The organism is Glycomyces sp. NPDC021274, assembly GCF_040641195.1.
Taxonomy (GTDB): Bacteria; Actinomycetota; Actinomycetes; order Mycobacteriales; family Micromonosporaceae; genus Glycomyces.
The window spans coordinates 76,186-94,770 of sequence record NZ_JBFADC010000014.1 but is presented as its reverse complement, the minus strand read 5'-3'; the positions used below and the strand labels follow the sequence as shown (position 1 = coordinate 94,770).

Genomic DNA, 18,585 nt, shown 5'->3' with positions numbered 1-18,585 from the left:
CTCGTCCCCAGCCAGATCGCCTCCCGGTCTGGCTTTTCGCATTCCCAACACCTGGATAGGGGTGGCCTTGTGTCCTCAGCGGGCTGGATGAACTTCGACGGCGTCACGGTCGTCGCCGCGGCAGCGCCCATCAGCGCGGCCACGAACCGCTTCACGATCACCGGGCACGGGCTGGTCGACGGCGACCTGATCACCGTCGAGAACCGGACCGGCGGTGGCCTGGAACTGCGCGAGCACACCGAATACGTGGTCCGCGACCCCACCGCGAACGACTTCCGGATCTCCACCCCCACGGGCGCGGAAATGTGGGACTTCGACGCCGACGGCACCGCCGATGTGCTCCTCGGCGTCCCCTCCTACGCGGCGGTGCAGATGCGCCGCCTCGCCGCCATCACCCTCCACCCCGGATCGACCGACCGGCTCGGCGCGCGCACCGGTGTCCGCCCGCACTCCTCGGATGCGGTGACGATCGCGGGCACCACCTACTCGGTCGCCGAGGGACTCGCCGTGGTCTACCCGCGCCTGACCTCGACCTCCGGCCCCTACGTCGTCGAATACGACGCCGTGAACGGCTCGGTCAACCCGCCCGACGCCTCCAACCCGCGCCTGGACGGTATCGACCTGCAGGTGCAGGACGACGACGAAGACGGCCTCGGGCAACGCAGGGCCCGCATCCTGTACGTGCCCGGCGCCCCCGCCGGCACCCCCACAGCTCCCACGGTGACCGCGAACTCGATCCGGCTCGCGGTGCTGCGCGTGAACTCGACCGGGTCGGGCCTGCCGCACACGGTCGATTCGCTGGCGCAGTACGCGCTCGGCGCCGGGGTCCTTCCGGTGCGCGGAACGTCCGACCGTCCCACGACGGGCCGCTACCACGGCATGATGATCTGGCGTCAGGACACCTCCACACTGGAGGTGTGGACTGGCGCGGCGTGGGTGTCGCTCGCGTCCCCCACGAACTTCGCGTCCATCAGGCGCATCGCCACCACGATCCGCACCACCAACTCCTCCAGTTTCACGTCCGAGACGCTCATCAACTCGGTGACCGCGTCGCTGGTGTCGGGGGCGACCTACAAGATCCGGTGGGACGCGGACGTCGCAGGGACCGTCACCGGTGACCTGGCCCGGTTCAGGATTCGTGAGGACAACGTCGCGGGGACGCAGCTGTCGCTGAAGAACTCGGTGATCCATGGGCCCGGCACCGACTACCCCATCGGGTTCGAAGTCGAGTACACGGCAGTCGCGACCGGGTCGAAGACATTCGTGGTGACGTGCCTGCGGCAGACCGGCACCGGCACCCTCGCGTGCAACGCAAACGCGAACGAACCGTCCTACCTCTACGTCGACTACATCCGGGGTTAGTGATGGCCCTGCCTGACCCGACGACGATCTCGGGGAACTACGGGACACGCCTGGCGATCCCCACCCCGCAGCACGCCACCGACGGGGAGGTCACGCACCCCTCCATCGTGCGCCTCGACGCCCCCGTCTCCGGGTTCACGTACTGGATGGCGTACACGCCCTACGCCGGCGGCGACGACGAGTTCGAAGACCCCTGCATCGCAGCCTCGAACGACGGCATCATCTGGGTGGTGCCCGAGGGCCTGGTCAACCCGATCGACGACCAACCCGGCTCCCCGGGCGCGTACAACTCCGACACCGATCTGCGCTATGTGAACGGTGTGTTCTACCTGGTGTGGCGCACCTACGACGCCGCCGCTGTGGGTGCGGAAGAGAAGCTGTACTTCTCCACCTCGGCTGATGGTGTTGCGTGGGAACCGAAGACCCTGTTCTACTCCTCGAACCAGACCGTGCGGCGCCTCGTCTCCCCGTGCATCCTCTTCGAGGGCGGCGCGTGGACGATGTGGGCGGTCGACATCGTTCCCAGCCCCAACCAGGTCGTGAGACTCCAAGGCGGCGCGACCCTCTCATCCGCGTGGGGCGACCCGGTCGGCGTCGACATGGGCCCCATGCTGCCCGGGAAAGAGGCCTGGCACCTCGACCTCCTCCGCACCGCCGACGGCTACATTGCGCTCCTGAACGACTGCAACCAGGACGTGTCCGGCATCAACGGTTTGCTCCTGTTCTGCGTCTCCTCAGACGGGTGGACGTTCACGAACTCCGGCGGGACCGTCATCCCGCAGGAGCAGCCCGGCGAGCACACCGCGCTCTACCGCGCCACGCTCCTGCCCGACACCCTCGACGGGGTCGAGGGCTGGCGTGTCTGGTACTCGGCGTGGATCATCGGCCCCCCGCACATCTGGCACATCTTCCGGACGTGGATCGGCCCCGAAGCCGTCACACCCGGCCCGATCACGCCCCCCGTGGGGTACGGCGTCCCCATCGTCCGGGAATCGGTCACCGCCGTCGGGATCAACCAGCGCAGCGGCCGCATCATCGCCGAACTCCCCGACTTCACCGGGTCGCCGGCGCGGAACCTCTCGGCGTACGCGAACGCCGAGATGTCGATCCCGCTCGCCGGCGACGGCCAGGGGTACGTGTCGATCGAGGACGCCGAAGCGTGCACCGACGGCGCATCGGGTGCTCTGGTGGCGATCGTCAACGACGTCCCGATGTGGATGGGCCTGCCGATCGACCGGGCTGGCGGATCCGGCAACGACTTGTCGGTGCCCACGGTCACCCCTGAGGGGTACTTCGCGAAACGCAAGGTCAAGGACCACGTGTTCGTGCAGGCCGACCGGGCGCAGGTCGCCTACCAGCTCGCGCTCGACGCCGAGCAGATCGACGGCCAGTTCCAGGGCCTCGGTCTCGAGTTCGATGTGGAGAACACCGGTGAACTCATCGACATCGAGTACAAGGCCACTGACCGCACCTCCGTGTACGACGCGATCCGGGCCCTGTGCGTGCAGGGACTGGAGTTCGAGATCTACTTCGACTGGGCCGACGCGTCGCAGACCATCGTCCAGAAGATCCTCCGTATCCGCCGCCGGATCGGCCGCACCACACCGACCGCGACAGCCATGTTCGAAACCGGCGACGGCGCGGTCATCTCCTACACGCTCAAGGAGTCCTGGCGGGACGGGAACTACGCGAACTATGTGACGGCGATCGGTCCCGGCCAAGGTGACGACCAGCCGTCATCGGCGCCCTCGATCGACCTCATCGCCTTGCAGTCCGGTATCCCCATCGTCGAGCTGATCGTCGAACCGGGCAACAACATCACCGCCTCTGACCTGCTCCAGGACCACTCCGATGCGGAACTCGCCCGCACCAAGGACGGCACCCAGGTCATCGAGATCACCAGCCAGCTGTACGACTACCCGCGGCCCGGCATCGATATCAACCTCGGCGACCTCGCCCCGTACCGGCTCACCGGGCCCCGCAACCCCGAACGGCGGCCGCTCATCGGCGCGCGCCGGATGACCGGGTTCACCCTCAACCCCGGCGAATCCCAGTGGGTCCCCCGGCTCGCCGTCGACCCGGGCCTCGACGCAACCGCGCTCAACACAGCAGTATCGGAGGGGTAGCCGTGACGGTCTGGACTGACGCGACAGCAGGCGACGGGCCACTACGAGCCATCCAAGACGATCGCCGCCGCAACCAGCAATCACGGACCGCCCGCACCGCCCAGGCCACCTCGGTCAGCGAAGGGGTGTTCCGAGTCCACTCCGGCGCACGGATCGTCGTCGAAGATGCCGGGAACATCGAAGTCAACGACGCCGGCGACATCATCATCCGCGGCGGCGCCCTGCGCATGACCAACGAGGACGACACGGTTGGCCTCGTGTTCATCGGCACCAACGCATCCGGCGTCGCGGTCTGGCAGTTCTCCCACGGCAACGGCGACCCCGGCTTCGGGCTCTTCGGCACCGCAGACCGGTCCTATTGGGCCGGTCTGGACCGCCTCGGCAACGAGCTCGTCTCCAACGACTCCGAGACGGGTGTCGGCCTGGCCCGCCCCTACCTGAACATCCCGATGGTCCCGTCGACGGGCACGTCCGTGGCCACCGGCGGCCCGTTCTGGCCGGCGTTCACGAACGTGGCCTACCAGGAGGTCATGCACGGCATCACGACGCTGTGGCATCCGCGGATCTCCATCGGCGTCGGCACGAACGCCCCCTCGGGGACGGTCGACTGGCAGCTGCAGGTCGACGGCGTCGTCGCGGGCTCGGCGTCAGGCACGACTGTGGGCACGTTCGACGTCCCCGGCTGGGGCTCGACCATCGAACCGAATGGCACTTCGCACTCGGTGCAGCTGTGGGCGCGAAACACCGCGGGCGTCCAGTCCCGCGTCATCGTCGACCGCTGCTACAGCCTCCAGTCCTAGCAATCCCATCACCGGCCCGTCTCCCCCGGCGTGCCCAGATCCAAGGAGAACCCATGGCCGATCCCCACGGCTGGCACCTGTTCGACGTCGATCGCGGGTACGAGGTCCGCCAGACCACACCCGATGGCGAAGACGACCGCTACGAAGTCCGTGACCGTGCGGGCCACATCGTGATCCTCGACGCCAAGGAGTTCGAGGACCTCCGCACGGCGGGTCCGTCCCCGAAGGGCCTGGACTGATGGCAACGGCGCCGAACCCGAACCGCACCTACATCACGGACGCAATGTGGTGGCTGTGGCTCGCCTGCCACGGCTTCATCCCGGGCGTGCGCCTCGGCGGGATCTACGCCGACAAGAAGGGCTACCACAACACGGTCTTCGCCAACCTGTCGAAATGGCCCGGCAACTACTCGGTCCGGCACGCGATCGACCGACGCGACCCCAAGGACAAAGCGCGCGCGATCGACCTCACGATGAACGACACGTGGATGAGGACGATCACGCGGCGTCTCCTGGACGGCGCCGACCGACGGGACCCGCGAATGCGGTGCGTCAAAGAGTTCTACGGGACCCTCGACGGCCGGACGGTCGTCGGTCGCATCAAGGACTCCGAGGACGGCGCTTACCGCTCGGCCAGCTCCGACACCTCCCACACCTGGCATGTGCACATCGGCATTCTCACGCCCTATGCCGGTGACCGCAAGGCGTTGGAAGGCCTCGCGTCGCTGCTCTCGGGCGAGTCCTTGGAGGACTGGTTTAAGCGGGCGTGGGGCACCGATGCGGGCAAGCTCCCGGTGGCCGGCCTCCCCGCCCCCACGCTGCGAGAAGGCGCCGAAGGGCCCGCGGTCCTTGCGCTGCAGGTCTACCTCAACGGCGTGATCAACGCGGGCCTGGTCGAGGACGGCGATTTCGGCCCCGCCACGACCGCGGCGGTGCGCGAGCTCCAGCGCCGCGCCCGCATCACCACCACCGGCATCTACGACCGCGACACCGCAGCCGCCCTACGAAACCTCCTGGAGGACGACATGAGCTGGGACGAAGAAATTCCCCTGATCACCGGGCAGGGCGTTTCCTACTCGGGCACGAAGTGGCCGGCGAAGTTCCTCGCGGCCTCCAACCACTACTACACGCTGCTGTACGGGCAGAAGATCGCCGCCGAGCAGGCCAAGCAGACGGCCCTGATGAAGTCGATCGCTGCGGGCCAGTCGGGCCTCACCGAAGACGCCATCACGGCCGCGGTCGCCGAAGGCGTCCGACAGGCGATCCCGTCCCCGGAAGAGCTGGCCACCGCGGTCGCCGCCGCGGTCGACCACGATCTCGACACGGCCGCCGTCGCCGCTGCGCTCCGCGAGGTCCTCGGTAGCGTCGACAACGAGGCTCGCGAGTAAGGCCCGCCCATGCCCGACGACCCGATCGGCCGCGAGATCGCGCAGTTCCGCAAGGACGTGAAGGACGACTTCACAGAGCTCCGCAGCGACCTCGCCGGACTCGTATCCCGCGAGGTCCACGATGCCCACCTCGGCCGGGTCAACGACCGCGTCACCAACGTGGAGAAGTCCGTCGAACGTCTCGTGGGCGCACTGGAGGCCGACAAGACCGCGAATATCGAACGGCGCGCAGCTGACCGCCGCATGGTCGTCGGCGCCATGCTCGCCGCCGCCCTGTCCATCGTCGTCGACGTCGTCTCCGCGACCGGAGGCCCGGTATGAGGATGCCGAAGCTACGGGCCCCGACCCGGCGGGCAATCGCACACTGGGGGCAGATCCTCCTGGTTCTGGTCGCCGTCGCCGCAGTCCTGTGGCGGTCGGAGGTCCAGGAGGCCCGGGTCGACGCGCTCTCGGCGGCCCTCGGTGACGAGCAGTCCAACGCGGAGGCTCAGGGCGTCGAGCCGATCGCTCCGCAGCCCGAGGAACTTCTCGAGGACCCGGAGTACACGCCAGCTCCCGGCCCATCGGGGCCGACCGGGCCGCCCGGCCCTCCGGGGCCAACCCTGACCGACCCGCAGATCCAGGCCGCGTTCGCGCGGTACTTCGCGGACCACCCGTACGAGTTCGAGCCGTCCGCCGCTGAGCTTACCGCCGCGTTTGCTTCGGTCCTCGCCGATCACCCGGACCTGCTCAACGAGCAGCTGTACGCCGCGATGGCGGCCTACCTCGCGGAGAACCCGCCGCCGCCCGGACCTGCAGGAGCTGACGGCCAGGACGGGGCCGACGGTGCGGACGGCCAGGACGGGGCGCAGGGCGAGCCCGGCCGGCCACCGACCGAGGACGAGATCCGTGCCCAGGTCGAGGGATACGTAGCCGAACACGGCTTGCCGCTATGCCCTGAGGGCTCTGCACCTGAGGCGCAGACCGTCCTCACCACCAACGGCACTGTCGACGCGGTCATCTGCGTCGCCGCCGCCACCGAATAGCCCACAACCGACCAAGGAGAACTGACCATGTACTACACGAAGCGCTTCTGGCGTGAGACCAGCGACCGTGCCATCAAGACGTTCGGCGGGACCTGGTTCGCGGTCCTGACGGCCGAGGCGGTCGGGGGGTGGAACGACATCGACTGGGCGCACTCCTGGGGTGTCGTCGGGCTGGCGGTCGGCGCGAGTCTCGCGTGGTCGATCGGTTCCGCGCCGGTCGGCACGGAGGGGTCTGCGAGCATGATCCCGCTCGGGACGGTCAAGCACACGCCGACCGAGTAGCTGACCTGCCTGGACCGTTCGGCCGATGGCCTCGGCGGGCGGGTAGGCGCAGACTCGAGTACGGGTACCCGGTTGCGACTGGGAAAACGGCCCCACCCTCGCGGGTGGGGCCGTTTCGTGGTGTCCAGCCAGTGGGCACTGGTCCCGTTAACTTTCGAGATCCGCCGCCGTGAGAAGCGTCCTCTCAGAGGCCGAGGCCAGCGGTAACCAGGCGGCGAATCATCTCGGCACGGGGAACGCTCTCGGCCGCAGCACGCCCCTCCAGCGCGGCCAGGACGTCATCGGCGAGCCGAGTCTCAACCTTCTTGCCCTCCGGGGGGCGGCCGCCCAAGTTTGGCGGCCCGGCCTCTTCCTCCAGCTTGCCGAACCACTCCTCGGCGGCTTCGTATTCGTGGTTTCTCAGCAGCCAGTCCTTCGCGACTTCGTCGGTCACGAACCGGAAGGTCTCCTCGGAGCCCTCCCAGTCAGACCAGTCATTGAGGACCCAGCGGCCGCCTTTGGTGCGGTAGAGGCTCTGGTGGTTATGCCTGCCGACGTTGACGGAGATGTGGTTGCTGCCGTCCCAGGTGGTGTCCTCGTGGTACCGGGTGGCGGAGTCGGGGTCGAACCAGCCAACGAGCTGAGGGTGGTCCTCGGCGGGGTACTCGAAGACGTTGATGCGCGGCATGATGCCTCCTTCACTGCGGATTTTCCGCATGCGAAAACCATAGCATTAGTTTAAGCATGTGTAAACCACAGGCAAGGTTTTGGCATGCGCAATGGCCCCAGGGCGTTCACGGGCAACGAAAAAGGGGCCCGAAGGCCCCTCACCCCGCGAAGGCGGGGACGATCCTGCACTCATAGACAGCTACGAGCCACTCCCGCGTCGGCGGGAACCACACTCAACTCATAGAGAGCCGTGGGCCAACCCCGCGATGGCGGGGACAGGCCTCCAAGGTACCGAACGCGGCCACCGCGGTCAAGCCCCGCCCTACCCAAGCTGGTCGAGGCGGGCGCGCACGAACCGCGCCTGCCGCAACCGCCCGTCCGGCTCCCGCGAAGACGCGGTCACCTCGACCTGCAGCACCGGCTGGACCCACTGCACGACACCCGCTTGGGCGGGCACGGCCGCGGCCGGGGAGCTGACGGCGAGCGGCGCGAGCGCATCGACGAGTCCCCGTGGCGCGGTGCACCGGCCGACGTACCGGAGCGTGCCGGGCTCGGCGAGGAGCAGAGAGAGCCCGCCGGAGGGCCGCCGCACCCAGCCGACCACGGTGGCGTCGATGATCCCCTGGTGTCTCTGCTTCACCCAGTTCCTGGACCGGCCGCTCGAATAGCGCGACGCCAAGCGTTTCGCGACCACGCCCTCCAGGCCGTGCTCGAGACTCACCTCCACGGTTGCAGGTCCATTCGCGAACGCTGGCGGCACCACCCAGCCCTCGGGGAGCTCGAGCGACTCGAGGATCGCGCGCCGCTCCTCGTACGGGCGGCGGCGTAGATCCTCACCGTCGAACCGGAGGACATCGAACACGAGCACCGTCGCCGGATACTCCTCGGCCAGGACGGCGGCACGGTGACCGCGGGCGAGAAGCCTGCGGAGGACAGCCCCGAAATCCGTGCGGTCGCCGTCGAACACGGTCAGCTCACCGTCGAGGATGACGTCCCCGACTTCGGCGATCTCGGTGAGCTCCGGGAACTGGGAGGCGGACACGGCCTTGCCCTGGCGGGTGCGCATCTGCAGGACCCCGCGCTCCAATCCACTGATCAGCCTGACGCCGTCCCACTTCATCTCGAACGCCCAGCCTGAACCGACCGGCAGGGCTCCCGCCGTGGGCAGCATCGGTGCAGGCAACTCCACGAGAGGAGCCTAAGCGCAGAACAACGCCCCGTCTCCCATCTCGGCAGGCGGGGCGATTCGTCGTGCCGGGTACTACTCGTCGTGGTAGGTGATGACCGCCCCGGGAATCCGCTCCGCCGCACGCGCCGCGACCATCCGATGCCAAGCCGCCGACAACACCCGAGCCCCTGTGTCCTCGTGGGCGCGAAACTCTCCGTCGTTTCGGTACACACTGATCGTGTCCGGGGCGGCGGCAACAAGCGCATCAACGGCGGCGTCCGTGTAGTCGGCCAATTCTGCCAGCGCTTCGGCAGTGTCCCGGGCGAGCCGCTGCTGACCGTTCTCCCACCTCGCCACGTTCCGCTCGCTCCGGCCGATCGCGGCGGCCAGCGCCCTCGTGCTGAGTCCGAGCAGTTCCCGCAGACACCGCAGCTCGGCGGCAGTCATGAGCAGCGGGTGGCGATCCACGGTGGCCTTCCATGCAGTTACGGCAGTGGAGATCACGATAGCTGGTCGCGCGGCCAGCGTCATCCCCCGCATCCGGGACGCTCGCATTCCGGGGCTCCGTGGGCGTGGTAGTGGCCGGTGCCCACCTTGAACGCTTTGCCCTCGTCGATGAGTTTCGGGAGGGTCTGTTCGACGTGCGAGGAAGAGACCGTGACGCCAGCGTTGGCGGCGCGGCGGATGATCTCGGTAGTCCCCCACGCGCCAGCGCGGAGGGCTTCAAGGATCGCCTTCGTCTTTCCGGGGTACTGGTCAGCGGGCTGTTCCTCGGGGCCACCGAGGCGCAGGGACGGTAGACCGTCCCCGGCGGGCTGCTGCTCCGGTTTAGGCTTCGCCGCAGTGCCGGGGTCGAACTCGTCGAGCTGGTCGGGGTCGAGTTCGCCCTTGCCAGCTGCTTCACAGGCGGCAAGGAACGCCTCGTCGGTAGCGTCTGCGGCAGCACGGGCCCGGTCGCGGCGGGCGAAGGCGGCGCCGAGCGCGCCGACCTCCGCCGCAGGGAGGTCCGCGAAACGGCAGGACTTGCGGACGTGTCGGAGCCATGCGAGGCCCGCGTTGAGCCCGCCGAAGTCGGCGTCATGGCCGAAGAAGAATGCGCGGATGGGGGCCGCGCGGGTAATGAGCTTGCCCTTGACCCGCAGCTCCTTCACGTACCCGTAGCCGGGGGTGCCGCTGGGGAGGGTGGAGGGGTCGAAGTCGTTGCGCCCCGAGAGGTTCCCCTGCTGTTTGGACGAGGTGTAGAAGTACACGACGTTGCGGGACATGAGCTGGGTACGCAGGTCGTTGTTGCCGCCGAACGCCGCCAGGCCGACGTTCTGCGTGCCGATCATCAGGCAGCCGCCGACCTTGCGGAGGGTCTTCGCCATGTCGACGAGGATCTGCTGGTCGTCTTTCGAGAGCCCGCAGGCGATCTCCTGGAACTCGTCCATGAAGATGACCACGACCGGGTGCTCTTTGGACAGGCGGTAGCCGTTGCGGCTCATGCGGCGGAACACGATCTGACGCAGGCGCCGCCAGCGCGGGAGCGCGCGGATGAGCTCGGCGGCCTCGGCGACGCTGCGGGCGGTCCACTTGCAGGCCTCGGCGAGCATCGGGGAGGACATGCCGCCCTGGGGGTCGACGTACAGGCCCACGAAGTATCCGCTCGCGAGGAGGGAGAGGCCGACGTTCTCCATGCACGCAGACTTTCCGGATCCTTGATCACCGCAGAACGTCGCCCCGTACGCGCCGTTGTCGTCCACGACCGACAGGACGACTGGCGTGTGGTCGAGGTCGTACTTCGCGAAGGTCACCAGTCCGGTCGCGGGGTCGAAGCTCGGCCCGGGGTACATGACCGGGGGGCGGTCGGCGACATCCGTGATGACGGTAAAGAGGGCGCTCGCGGCGGTGCGGGCCTTCTCGATGGTCACGTTCTCTTCGGGGACGTCCATGGCGGAGGCGATCGCTTCACGCTGGCTGACGAGCTGGCTGTAGGTGTGCTTGCCGGGGATAAAGCCGACAGCGAAGTGGTGAACGCGGCCGTCGGTCTTGAGCAGTTTGAGCTGGGTGCCCTTGAGCGGGTCCCTGTTCGCGACACGTTCCACCCACAGGTCCATCACGGCCAGCGCGGCAACGAGCTCGGGTTCGAACTCCGGTTCCGTGGGGAGTTGATCTACGCCGGCCGCCAACGCGGCGAGGTGTCGGCGCCAGGCGGGCCAGAATGCGCCGAGAGCGGTCGCCCACAGTGCGGTCAACCACCATGCGATCCCGAACGCGGCGAACAACCCCACCCACACGCCGGCCGTGTAGACGGCGGCCTGGGCGGGGCGGCTTCCGGCGTCGGTGCGGGAGCGGACGATGAGGACGGCGATGGCCGTGGCGGCGGCGATGAACATGAGCGCAGGGACGTGGCCGGCGGCGGCACGCAGACCCCACAGGGGCATGGCCGCGGCGTAGACGGCGGCGCCGATCCACAGCGGCAGGCCCCGGCCGCGGCGGGGCGCGGCGGCCTGCAACTGGTTCGGGCGGGTCTGGGTGTCGGTCACGTCGGTTCTCCCTTCGAAAGCGCCGGGGCGCTAGCTGGTGGCCTGGAGGGCTCGGTCGCTTGCTTCGAGTGCGAGCGCGTCGAGCATGCCGCCGAGGTCGAACGGGGCGTCGTAGGCTGTGGTGGCGATGCCAAGTTCAAGGTGGATCGCGGGCCCGTAGATTCCTGCCGCGTCGGCGGCAGTCGGACCGAACACGGGGAACACGTACCGTTCCGGGCCCGTGCGCAAGGCGCCTTCAAAGGTCGCCGCCCGCTCGCAGGCGGCGACCTGCATGTACTCGGCAAGGGTCTCGGCGTCCTCGATTGTGGCGATGACAGCGAGGAACGAATACTCGAAGCGGCACGCGAGGCCATTGACCGCGTACTCGGTGAGGTCCGCGCCGATGCTGGCAATGATGTGCTCGGCGGCGAGCGCCCCGTAGGCCCGCTCGATCCGCTCGATCCCGTTGTAGGCAAGGACGCACAGCATGTGCCCCTGAGCGGGTTCAGGATTGGCCTGGAGTGCTCTGGCCGAGGCAATGAACCCTTCGCGGTTGTACAGACCGGTCAGAGCGTCGATGCCGTGCGTTTCGTGTTCGTCCGTCCTATCGCGGCTTAGAACTCTCCGAAGGGTTACGGAGGCGGTCATGCCTCCGGCGAGCGCGGCGGTGGCGATGCCGGCGGTGAAGCCGAACAGGATCTCGGGGTTCATCAGGGAGACTCCTTGAGTCGTCGCTTGGAGTGGGGCGGCCGGGTGTCCGGCCGCCCCGGTGTCGGAAGGGTTAGTCGTTGCCGTCGAGGTAGGTGTCGTCCGCGAGGTTGCCGAGGCCCGCTCCGGCGCGCGCGTCCTGGACGGCGAGCTGTCCGTCGTGGGCGGCCTTGATCGCGGCGAGGTGGACCTGGGCGGCAGAGGCCTGGTCGATGAGCGCAGACACTGCCGTGTCGTAGTCGAGTCGGAGCTGGAGCATCGCGTCGTGGACTTCCTTCTGGATCTCCATGAGCGCGTCGGCGGCTTCTGCGGCGTCGTTCATGCCGAGCCCGCGCATCCCGGCGGCGGCGTTCTCGGTGGCCGTGAGGTTCGCGGCGACCTCGTCGACCTTCGTCTGGATGTGGCTCTTGCGGGTCTCGAGGGCATCCACGAGCGTGGTGGTGCCGTCCATAATGGCCTTGAGGTCGTCGTGGAACTGGAGGACGGCCGCGGGGCCGGTGATCTCTCCGTTGTTGGACATGTGGGTCTCCTTCGTGTCGGTGTTGCTGGTCTTGAACGGGTCCCAGGGTTCGATCTGGGGATTCGGGTGCTGATCGGTGTTGTCGAGGTCGACCACCTTTACGTTGTCGTAGAAGTGGTCATCGATGGTCACACCGGGGCCGGTCGGCTCTAGCTCGACCACTGGCGGTTCAGGCTCGGCGGCCTCCGGCACGGCCGGTGCGGACGGCACGGTGTCGGGGTCGATGCCCTGATCGATGAGCGCCATGCGGCGGCGGTGCTCGGCGGCGGCCCGGGCGATGTCCTCGTCGGTGGCGAACCCGGCACGCTTAAGCGCTTCCTTGCGCGCAAGGTGCCGCTTGTAGGCGCGCGCGTCAGATGCGGTGATGAGGCCGGACTCTTCGGCGCGGTGATGGCGTTCGGCCAGCGCGTTCCAGCGGTCTTCGACGTAGCCGCGGAAGCCCTTGCGCTGGGCTGGCGGCGGCTCGCCGCGCCAGGTGCGGATGACATCCTCGGCGGCCTCTTTCACGGCCCAGGCGAGGACGCCGACGATGATGAGCGTGACCATGGTTCTCCTTTCAAGTTGGGTCGATTACGAGGTGGCGTCGGCGGTCTCGCGCTTGCCGCCGGTCTTCTTCCCTCGGCGGAACTTCACGTTGATGAACCACATGATCAGGAAGACCGCCACTAGGCTCCACAGCGAAACGCTGCCAAGCGCGAGCGTCAGCAGCGGATGAACGAGGAAGGACACGACCCACATGAGCATGTGGAAGAGCGGCTTCTTCGGCTCAAGTCCGCCGGGAACGATGTAGTCGGCGATGACGATCAGCCCGAAGACCGCGGCGGCGAGGACACCGACGCCACCGAACGCCCAGTCCGCGCCGTTGATGATCTGGTCGAGCAGCCACGCGCGGCCGTCCGTGAACCATCCGGCGACGGTGCCGGGGATCGAGGCGAGGCCGTAGCCGATGAGGATGAGCGCGCCGCACTGGACTTTCGGGGAGTGCTTGACGGTCGCCTTGAGGAACGAGCCGTCATCCTGCCAAGGCATCCACAGTCCGCGTGATGCGAAGACGGCGATGGCGATGGCGAGGACGATCCAGTTGAAGTACTGGGTGATGAAGGTGATGTTGTCCATGGACGGTCCTTACTTCTTGGCTTGGATGACGGCGGGGAGGACGAATGCGGTGGACACCCAGTAGCCGACGGCTGTCCACGTCCACAGGACGGAGGCGTCCACAGTCGCGGTGTTCGCGGCGGTGATCCACAGGACGACGGTGGCGGCGACGCCGAGGCCGCGCATCTTGCGTTGGACGGCGGCGGCGAGCGTGTAGCAGGCGACAGTGACCGGCATGCCGATCACGTAGACCCAGGCGATCTCGGTGGCCCGGTCGAACCCGGAACGGTCGGTCACGGAGTCCCAGGCGCCCTCGTAGATTGCCGAGACCGGCGGGAGCGGCTGGTCGAGCACTTCGTAGGGGTTGAGCCACCCCACCGCGGTCTTCCACCAGGGTGTGGAGTGTGGGGTCTCGGCGGGCCCCGCGGGGCTCTGAACTGGCGCGGGAGCCTCTGGGGTGGCTTGGGACGGAGTGTGGAGTGTGGGGTGTGGAGTCGCCTCCTGAGCGGGCGCAGCGGGCGCCTGCACGGGGGCTTCAGGGCCCGCCGCGGGCACCTCGACCACGGGAGCGGGCAGTTCCTCGACCGGTTCCGGGGTCGGCTCGGCGGCAGGCCCCGGGTCGACCGCGGCGGGCGCGGGCGGCGCATCCGCAGACGATGCATCGAGTATCCCGAGTACGTCCGCCGTGACGGCGTCGAGGACGTCCACGCCCGAGCCGTCCATGCTCTCGGCGGTGTCCTCGTCCGCGGTGTCATCCTGGCCAGGAGCGTCCGCGCGTCCACGTCCACCCTCGATGATCCGAGGATTCCAACCGGCGGCGTCGGCGTGGACGGTGGACGGGTGAGCATCTACCGTCTCGTCCACGGCGGCCGTCCCGGGGACGGGTCCACCGAACGGCGTCCACTCCTCGGCGTCCACGTCCACCGTCCGCTGCGGCATCCTGTCCTTCGTCACGCGGACGCTCCTTCCAACTCGGGCTGCGCTTCGGTGAGCGCGTCGGCTTCGAGGGCACGGAGGGCGGCCTTGTTCTGCTGCATCCACTTCCCGGCCATCGACCGGCTCCACGCCCCGGCGAGACCGAGCTGCGTCACCGAGGGCGCTTTCCCGAGCGCGAGGTACAGCCGCTGGTATGCCGCGGCGAACTCGTCGGGGCTGAACTTTTGCACGGTTTTGCGGCGAGGCTGCGGCGCGGTCTTGGCGGAGGCAGGCTCGGCGCGCCGGGGTGCGGGCGCTTGCACCGGAGCCACGGGCTCCGCGACCGGCGCCGCGTCGACCTGTGCAGGGACCTGGTGGCCGTGCCACGTGTTCGGGTCGATCGCGGTAGCGAGGATCGCGGCGATGCGCAGGTCCCTTTCGTGGCCCTGCCCTTCGACCGCGGCGGGCCCGTCGAGTATCCACCGGGTGATCAGGGGAATGTTCATGGTCGCGATCAGGACGGCTTTCTCGGCGTTGTCCATCGTGAGCGCCTTGACGTAGCGGCGCACGGCGTCGCGCACGGCCCGGTGCTGGGCGACGTGCTCGGCGATGGACAAGTCCGCCATGATTGCCCACACGATGACACCCAGGAGGGTCGAGCCGGAGAACGCCCACGCCTGGAGCTGCTCATGAACCTCGGGTCCCCAGTGTCCGGCCCAGGAGAGCGCGGCGGCGCCGAGGGCGAGGGCGATCGCAGTGAGGATCGCGATCCATGCGCGTTGTCCTGCGCGGCGTTGGGTCTCGGCTCGGCGCAGGAGCACGACGGCGCCGAGCTCGAGGACGGCAACGAAGGCGAACACAAGGAGCCAGTACAGGATCGTCTGGGCTTCGTTCGCGTCCGGCGGGATCAGCCAGGAGGAGGCGCCGCTGGACTGGCCGAACAGCGCAAGGATAAGCACGACGCCGTAGAAGATGCGCAGCTCGGTCCGGGCGTGGGCCTTCGTCGATGTCATCAGCCAATCGCTCCCGAGAGAACCAGGGCCAGGGTGATGAAGATTGTGATGGCAGCTCCCCACCCGGCATAGCAAAACTTGCGCCAGCGGCGGCTGTCCTTCTTCGCTCGTTCGAGGTCGGCGTCGCACAGGACGTGTGCGTTCTCGAAGTCCTCAACGGCTTGATCGCGCTCGGCCCGAGCCTCGTCACGCTCCCCGTACGCCTTCATGAGCTTCTCGCGAAGGTCCTTCTCCGGGGTCGTCTGTACAGTGGTGTTATCCGCCATTGGGTCCGTTCCAATCGGTGGTGGCAGCCTCGTTGGAGTTCCGTTCCGGCGAGGCTGTTCGCGTATCGGGGGCGGCGTGTCCTCCCGATCAGCGTCCTAATATCGGACGCTCAACGTCCTAAAGTCTGACACACCCTTGGGCGGCTGTCCACCCCGGACCGAGGGATGGCTCAGCGTCCGGCGGACACAGCGAAGGGCCCCGTCCGTGGACGGGGCCCTGACTGCCTAGGCGGGCGGCTAGAAGTCGCCGTAGGCCACCTGGAGGCAGGTGAGGCCAAGCTCCTCGCGCCACATTTTCACGACCTGGTTACGGTCGTCGATGGCGCAGAGGATGTCCTCGCCGGCCACGTAAGTCTCGAACATCTCCCGCTTCACGATGGCGTCCTTGCGATGGTCGTGCTCGGCGCGCATGTACAGCTCGAACTCGCCGATGCTGATGTGCTTTTCAATCCACGCGGTGGTGAGGTCGAGGCAGGTGCCGGTGCGGCCGTGCGGGGCGAACTCCTCGTTCGTCTCGAAGTTCACGTTCTCTCGGCCGCTGAAGAACACGATGCGGTGTCCGGCGGCGGCCAGGGCTTCGACGGTGGCGATCACGGGCCGGTTCGGAAGGTCGGCGTCGGCGAGGTGGTAGTGGTAGGCGACGCGGTCGCCTTTGAGGGCGACGGTACCGTCGATGTCGACGATGACGATGCTCATGGGGTTCCTTTCGGTGGGCCCCGGGAGACCGGGGCCCGGCTGGCTATCGGGGGGCGGTGATGAGGGCACGGATGCGGGACTTGGCGCGCTCGGAGCGGGTGGCCATGGACTCGCCGCCGTAGGCGCCAGCAACGACGGCGAGGTCATCGCGGAGAACGGCAAGGCCGGCGATGCTCCCGACGGCGGCTTGCACCCTGGCGGACTGGTACTCGGGCAGCCGCTCGTCGGCGGCCTCGATGACGGCCCGCTGGGCGTGATAGGCCTCCGCCCACAGGATTTCGCTGTCCGGGTTGCGGTCGGCGGCGCGGACAGCGACGGGGAGGTAGTCGAGTGCGGCGTCGAGTTCATGGCGGGTTTCGATGGTGGACATCGGGCTCCTCTCGGGGGGTGGGCCCCGGTCTTCCGGGGCCCGTGGCGGCTAGCGGGTGTGGTCGCACGTATCGCAGGTGTAGAAGGTGAACAGCTCCGTGCTGCCTTCCCTGGCCTGAAGGAAGTAGTTGTTGGCGAGGGACACCAGCTGCGCGGCAATGCGGGGCCAGTTGCCGTCCAACTCGATCTCGCCGAAGTTGTCGAAGATGTCGTCGCTGAGGTAGCCGCGGGCGATGTTGCGGGCGTCGCGTTCGTGGCGGCAGAAGGAGACCCGGTACCGGCCGTTGATGTTCCTGGGGGCCGCGGCGGCGTAGGGGCGGAGCTGGCGGGTGAGCTGGCGGCGGGCCCAGGCGAGGGCGGTGCGCTGGTTGGTGGGGGCGGTGGCGGCCATCTGGGGGCTCCTCTCGGTGGGTATGCCATAAGCCTACCCATCAAGTTGTCAATTGACAACCCTAGAGAGCAGTTCAATGCAGATTCAGCCGTTCGGATGATGCACCCCAGGTAGTTGTCATTTGGAAACCACTCAGGTACCGTGAACGCATGACGACGCCAACCCCCGATCCCAAGATCCCGCCACTTTTCTCCGCCACCGAGGCCGCCGAAGAGCTCGGTGTGAGCCGCCAAGCCATCGTCAAAAGTGCCGCCGCCGGCCGCATCCCCGGGCAACTCGTCGGCAAGACCTGGGTGTTCCGCCAAGCGGCGATCAAAGCCATCAAGGACCAGCGAGGAAACGACCGGACCGTGTAGCCCCCCTCCCCCGGGCAGCATGTACCCGACGAGAGCGTGGTCAAGGGTCTGCGCGGCCACCGGCACCCCTGAGAAAAGAAGAAGCCCCGCTCCAATCGGAGCGGGGGCGTTTCGTCGTGCGCCGGGCACGGTTAAGGTCCCGGTCTCCCGGGGCCCAGTTGGCTAGTAGTCGCCTGTGAGGGACCGGATGTAGACGGACGCTTCGGCCTTCGACATCTCTTCGACGCCAGCGCGGGTGGTGGGCCCGTAGTAGAAGCCGCCGCCTTCGCCGCTGATCTCCCGCTGTGCGAGAAGGCTCATGATGTAATCGATCTGGCGGGGTGTCGCGAGCTCGCCTTTCTGCGCGGTCAGTTCTGCACGGCGGGCTGCGTGCGCCTCGCGGAGGATCTCCTCCGCTTCGGCCTCGGCGATGCGTGCACCAGAGCCGGCGGCGTGCTCATTCGCGACGCGGATCGCGTTCCCCGCGAGGCGGTCGAGGTCGCCGTCGTAGTTCGACTCGTCGAAGGTGGACTTGCACGGGCGCGGGTCCCGGCTGTGCCCCTCGAGTTTCCAGACGTAGCCGCTGCGGATCGAGCTCGCTCGAGGGGCGACACGCCTGATCGAGTAGTTGTCGGGGATGGCGTTGGCGATCCGGGCGTGCAGTTCGGCGTGCTCGCGCTCGGTGTAGACCGGGTCGTAGGAGCGCGGCTCCTTGCCGGCCTTGGTGACGACGTACTTGGTGACGGTGTGCGCCTTGGTCCACTTGCTGGCGGGACGTTCAGTGGTCTGCTCGACGACGGTGTACCGCTGGTCGGTCATGGTCTCCTCCTGGAAAGCGCTCGTGCATCGCTGGGAGGCGGTCACGTAGGCGCGGTAGGCGGCGCTGCTGCGGGTCCATTCGGCGTAGGTCATCGTAACCCCTCCTCGGTTGATGCCCCAAGCCTACATCACGGTTGCGGATTCGCAACCGCTGAT

The 18,585-nt window shown here is 68.1% G+C and carries 23 protein-coding genes; 9 read left to right on the top strand and 14 right to left on the bottom strand.

What is annotated here, in order from left to right; translation table 11 throughout:
- The first annotated feature begins 69 nt into the window (after positions 1 to 69).
- Genes AB0I03_RS23620 through AB0I03_RS23585 form a run of 8 tightly spaced genes read left to right on the top strand, consistent with a single transcriptional unit; the run spans position 70 to position 6,982 of the window.
- Positions 70 to 1,362, top strand: coding sequence for a hypothetical protein (locus AB0I03_RS23620; RefSeq protein WP_360416325.1), 1,293 nt, complete (start codon positions 70 to 72; stop codon positions 1,360 to 1,362).
- A gap of 2 nt (positions 1,363 to 1,364) precedes the next feature.
- Positions 1,365 to 3,488 (top strand): hypothetical protein, encoded by a 2,124-nt coding sequence (locus AB0I03_RS23615; RefSeq protein ID WP_360416323.1) that lies wholly within the window; start codon positions 1,365 to 1,367, stop codon positions 3,486 to 3,488.
- A 2-nt stretch (positions 3,489 to 3,490) separates the two neighbouring features.
- Positions 3,491 to 4,288: a hypothetical protein gene (locus AB0I03_RS23610; protein ID WP_360416321.1), complete on the top strand. Its 798-nt coding sequence runs from the start codon at positions 3,491 to 3,493 to the stop codon at positions 4,286 to 4,288.
- Between the two features lie 53 nt (positions 4,289 to 4,341).
- Positions 4,342 to 4,527, top strand: a complete 186-nt coding sequence (locus tag AB0I03_RS23605) for a hypothetical protein (RefSeq protein ID WP_360416319.1) — start codon at positions 4,342 to 4,344, stop codon at positions 4,525 to 4,527.
- Positions 4,527 to 5,675, top strand: coding sequence for a peptidoglycan-binding domain-containing protein (locus tag AB0I03_RS23600; protein WP_360416317.1), 1,149 nt, complete (start codon positions 4,527 to 4,529; stop codon positions 5,673 to 5,675). The genes AB0I03_RS23605 and AB0I03_RS23600 overlap by 1 nt, the downstream gene beginning before the upstream one ends.
- Positions 5,676 to 5,684: 9 nt before the next feature.
- Positions 5,685 to 5,996 (top strand): hypothetical protein, encoded by a 312-nt coding sequence (locus AB0I03_RS23595; RefSeq protein ID WP_360416315.1) that lies wholly within the window; start codon positions 5,685 to 5,687, stop codon positions 5,994 to 5,996.
- 2 nt (positions 5,997 to 5,998) lie between these two features.
- Positions 5,999 to 6,700 (top strand): hypothetical protein, encoded by a 702-nt coding sequence (locus AB0I03_RS23590; RefSeq protein ID WP_360416313.1) that lies wholly within the window; start codon positions 5,999 to 6,001, stop codon positions 6,698 to 6,700.
- Positions 6,701 to 6,727: 27 nt separating this feature from the next.
- On the top strand, positions 6,728 to 6,982 hold the full coding sequence (locus AB0I03_RS23585) for a holin (RefSeq protein ID WP_360416311.1): 255 nt from the start codon (positions 6,728 to 6,730) through the stop codon (positions 6,980 to 6,982).
- 184 nt (positions 6,983 to 7,166) lie between these two features.
- On the opposite strand, the gene AB0I03_RS23580 is transcribed toward AB0I03_RS23585, so the two are convergent.
- From AB0I03_RS23580 to AB0I03_RS23520, 13 genes are all read right to left on the bottom strand, one after another.
- Positions 7,167 to 7,649 (bottom strand): CopG family transcriptional regulator, encoded by a 483-nt coding sequence (locus AB0I03_RS23580; protein WP_360416309.1) that lies wholly within the window; start codon positions 7,647 to 7,649, stop codon positions 7,167 to 7,169.
- Between the two features lie 303 nt (positions 7,650 to 7,952).
- On the bottom strand, positions 7,953 to 8,819 hold the full coding sequence (locus tag AB0I03_RS23575; RefSeq protein ID WP_360416307.1) for a DNA ligase: 867 nt from the start codon (positions 8,817 to 8,819) through the stop codon (positions 7,953 to 7,955).
- A gap of 72 nt (positions 8,820 to 8,891) precedes the next feature.
- A complete protein-coding gene (locus AB0I03_RS23570) occupies positions 8,892 to 9,245 on the bottom strand; it encodes a helix-turn-helix transcriptional regulator (RefSeq protein ID WP_360416305.1) in 354 nt (117 codons plus the stop codon).
- An 80-nt stretch (positions 9,246 to 9,325) separates the two neighbouring features.
- Positions 9,326 to 11,323 carry a hypothetical protein gene (locus AB0I03_RS23565; protein WP_360416303.1) on the bottom strand — a complete coding sequence of 666 codons (1,998 nt, stop codon included), beginning with the start codon at positions 11,321 to 11,323 and terminating at the stop codon, positions 9,326 to 9,328.
- 30 nt (positions 11,324 to 11,353) lie between these two features.
- Positions 11,354 to 12,013 carry a diguanylate cyclase gene (locus tag AB0I03_RS23560; RefSeq protein ID WP_360416301.1) on the bottom strand — a complete coding sequence of 220 codons (660 nt, stop codon included), beginning with the start codon at positions 12,011 to 12,013 and terminating at the stop codon, positions 11,354 to 11,356.
- Between the two features lie 70 nt (positions 12,014 to 12,083).
- Entirely contained in the window at positions 12,084 to 13,076 is a 993-nt protein-coding gene (locus tag AB0I03_RS23555; RefSeq protein WP_360416299.1) for a hypothetical protein, read from the bottom strand.
- Between the two features lie 24 nt (positions 13,077 to 13,100).
- Entirely contained in the window at positions 13,101 to 13,646 is a 546-nt protein-coding gene (locus AB0I03_RS23550; protein ID WP_360416297.1) for a hypothetical protein, read from the bottom strand.
- A gap of 9 nt (positions 13,647 to 13,655) precedes the next feature.
- On the bottom strand, positions 13,656 to 14,579 hold the full coding sequence (locus AB0I03_RS23545; protein WP_360416295.1) for a hypothetical protein: 924 nt from the start codon (positions 14,577 to 14,579) through the stop codon (positions 13,656 to 13,658).
- Positions 14,576 to 15,553, bottom strand: a complete 978-nt coding sequence (locus AB0I03_RS23540; protein ID WP_360416293.1) for a hypothetical protein — start codon at positions 15,551 to 15,553, stop codon at positions 14,576 to 14,578. Before AB0I03_RS23540 ends, AB0I03_RS23545 begins: the two co-directional genes overlap by 4 nt.
- Positions 15,553 to 15,819, bottom strand: a complete 267-nt coding sequence (locus tag AB0I03_RS23535) for a hypothetical protein (RefSeq protein ID WP_360416291.1) — start codon at positions 15,817 to 15,819, stop codon at positions 15,553 to 15,555. Before AB0I03_RS23535 ends, AB0I03_RS23540 begins: the two co-directional genes overlap by 1 nt.
- 237 nt (positions 15,820 to 16,056) lie before the next feature.
- Positions 16,057 to 16,515, bottom strand: coding sequence for a hypothetical protein (locus AB0I03_RS23530; RefSeq protein WP_360416289.1), 459 nt, complete (start codon positions 16,513 to 16,515; stop codon positions 16,057 to 16,059).
- A gap of 43 nt (positions 16,516 to 16,558) precedes the next feature.
- On the bottom strand, positions 16,559 to 16,885 hold the full coding sequence (locus AB0I03_RS23525) for a hypothetical protein (protein ID WP_360416287.1): 327 nt from the start codon (positions 16,883 to 16,885) through the stop codon (positions 16,559 to 16,561).
- A gap of 48 nt (positions 16,886 to 16,933) precedes the next feature.
- Positions 16,934 to 17,275: a hypothetical protein gene (locus AB0I03_RS23520; RefSeq protein WP_360416285.1), complete on the bottom strand. Its 342-nt coding sequence runs from the start codon at positions 17,273 to 17,275 to the stop codon at positions 16,934 to 16,936.
- Positions 17,276 to 17,424: 149 nt separating this feature from the next.
- Here AB0I03_RS23520 and AB0I03_RS23515 point away from each other — a divergent pair, with 149 nt between their 5' ends.
- On the top strand, positions 17,425 to 17,631 hold the full coding sequence (locus AB0I03_RS23515) for a helix-turn-helix domain-containing protein (protein ID WP_360416283.1): 207 nt from the start codon (positions 17,425 to 17,427) through the stop codon (positions 17,629 to 17,631).
- A gap of 162 nt (positions 17,632 to 17,793) precedes the next feature.
- On the opposite strand, the gene AB0I03_RS23510 is transcribed toward AB0I03_RS23515, so the two are convergent.
- Positions 17,794 to 18,522 carry a hypothetical protein gene (locus tag AB0I03_RS23510; protein WP_360416282.1) on the bottom strand — a complete coding sequence of 243 codons (729 nt, stop codon included), beginning with the start codon at positions 18,520 to 18,522 and terminating at the stop codon, positions 17,794 to 17,796.
- Between the last annotated feature and the right edge of the window lie 63 nt (positions 18,523 to 18,585).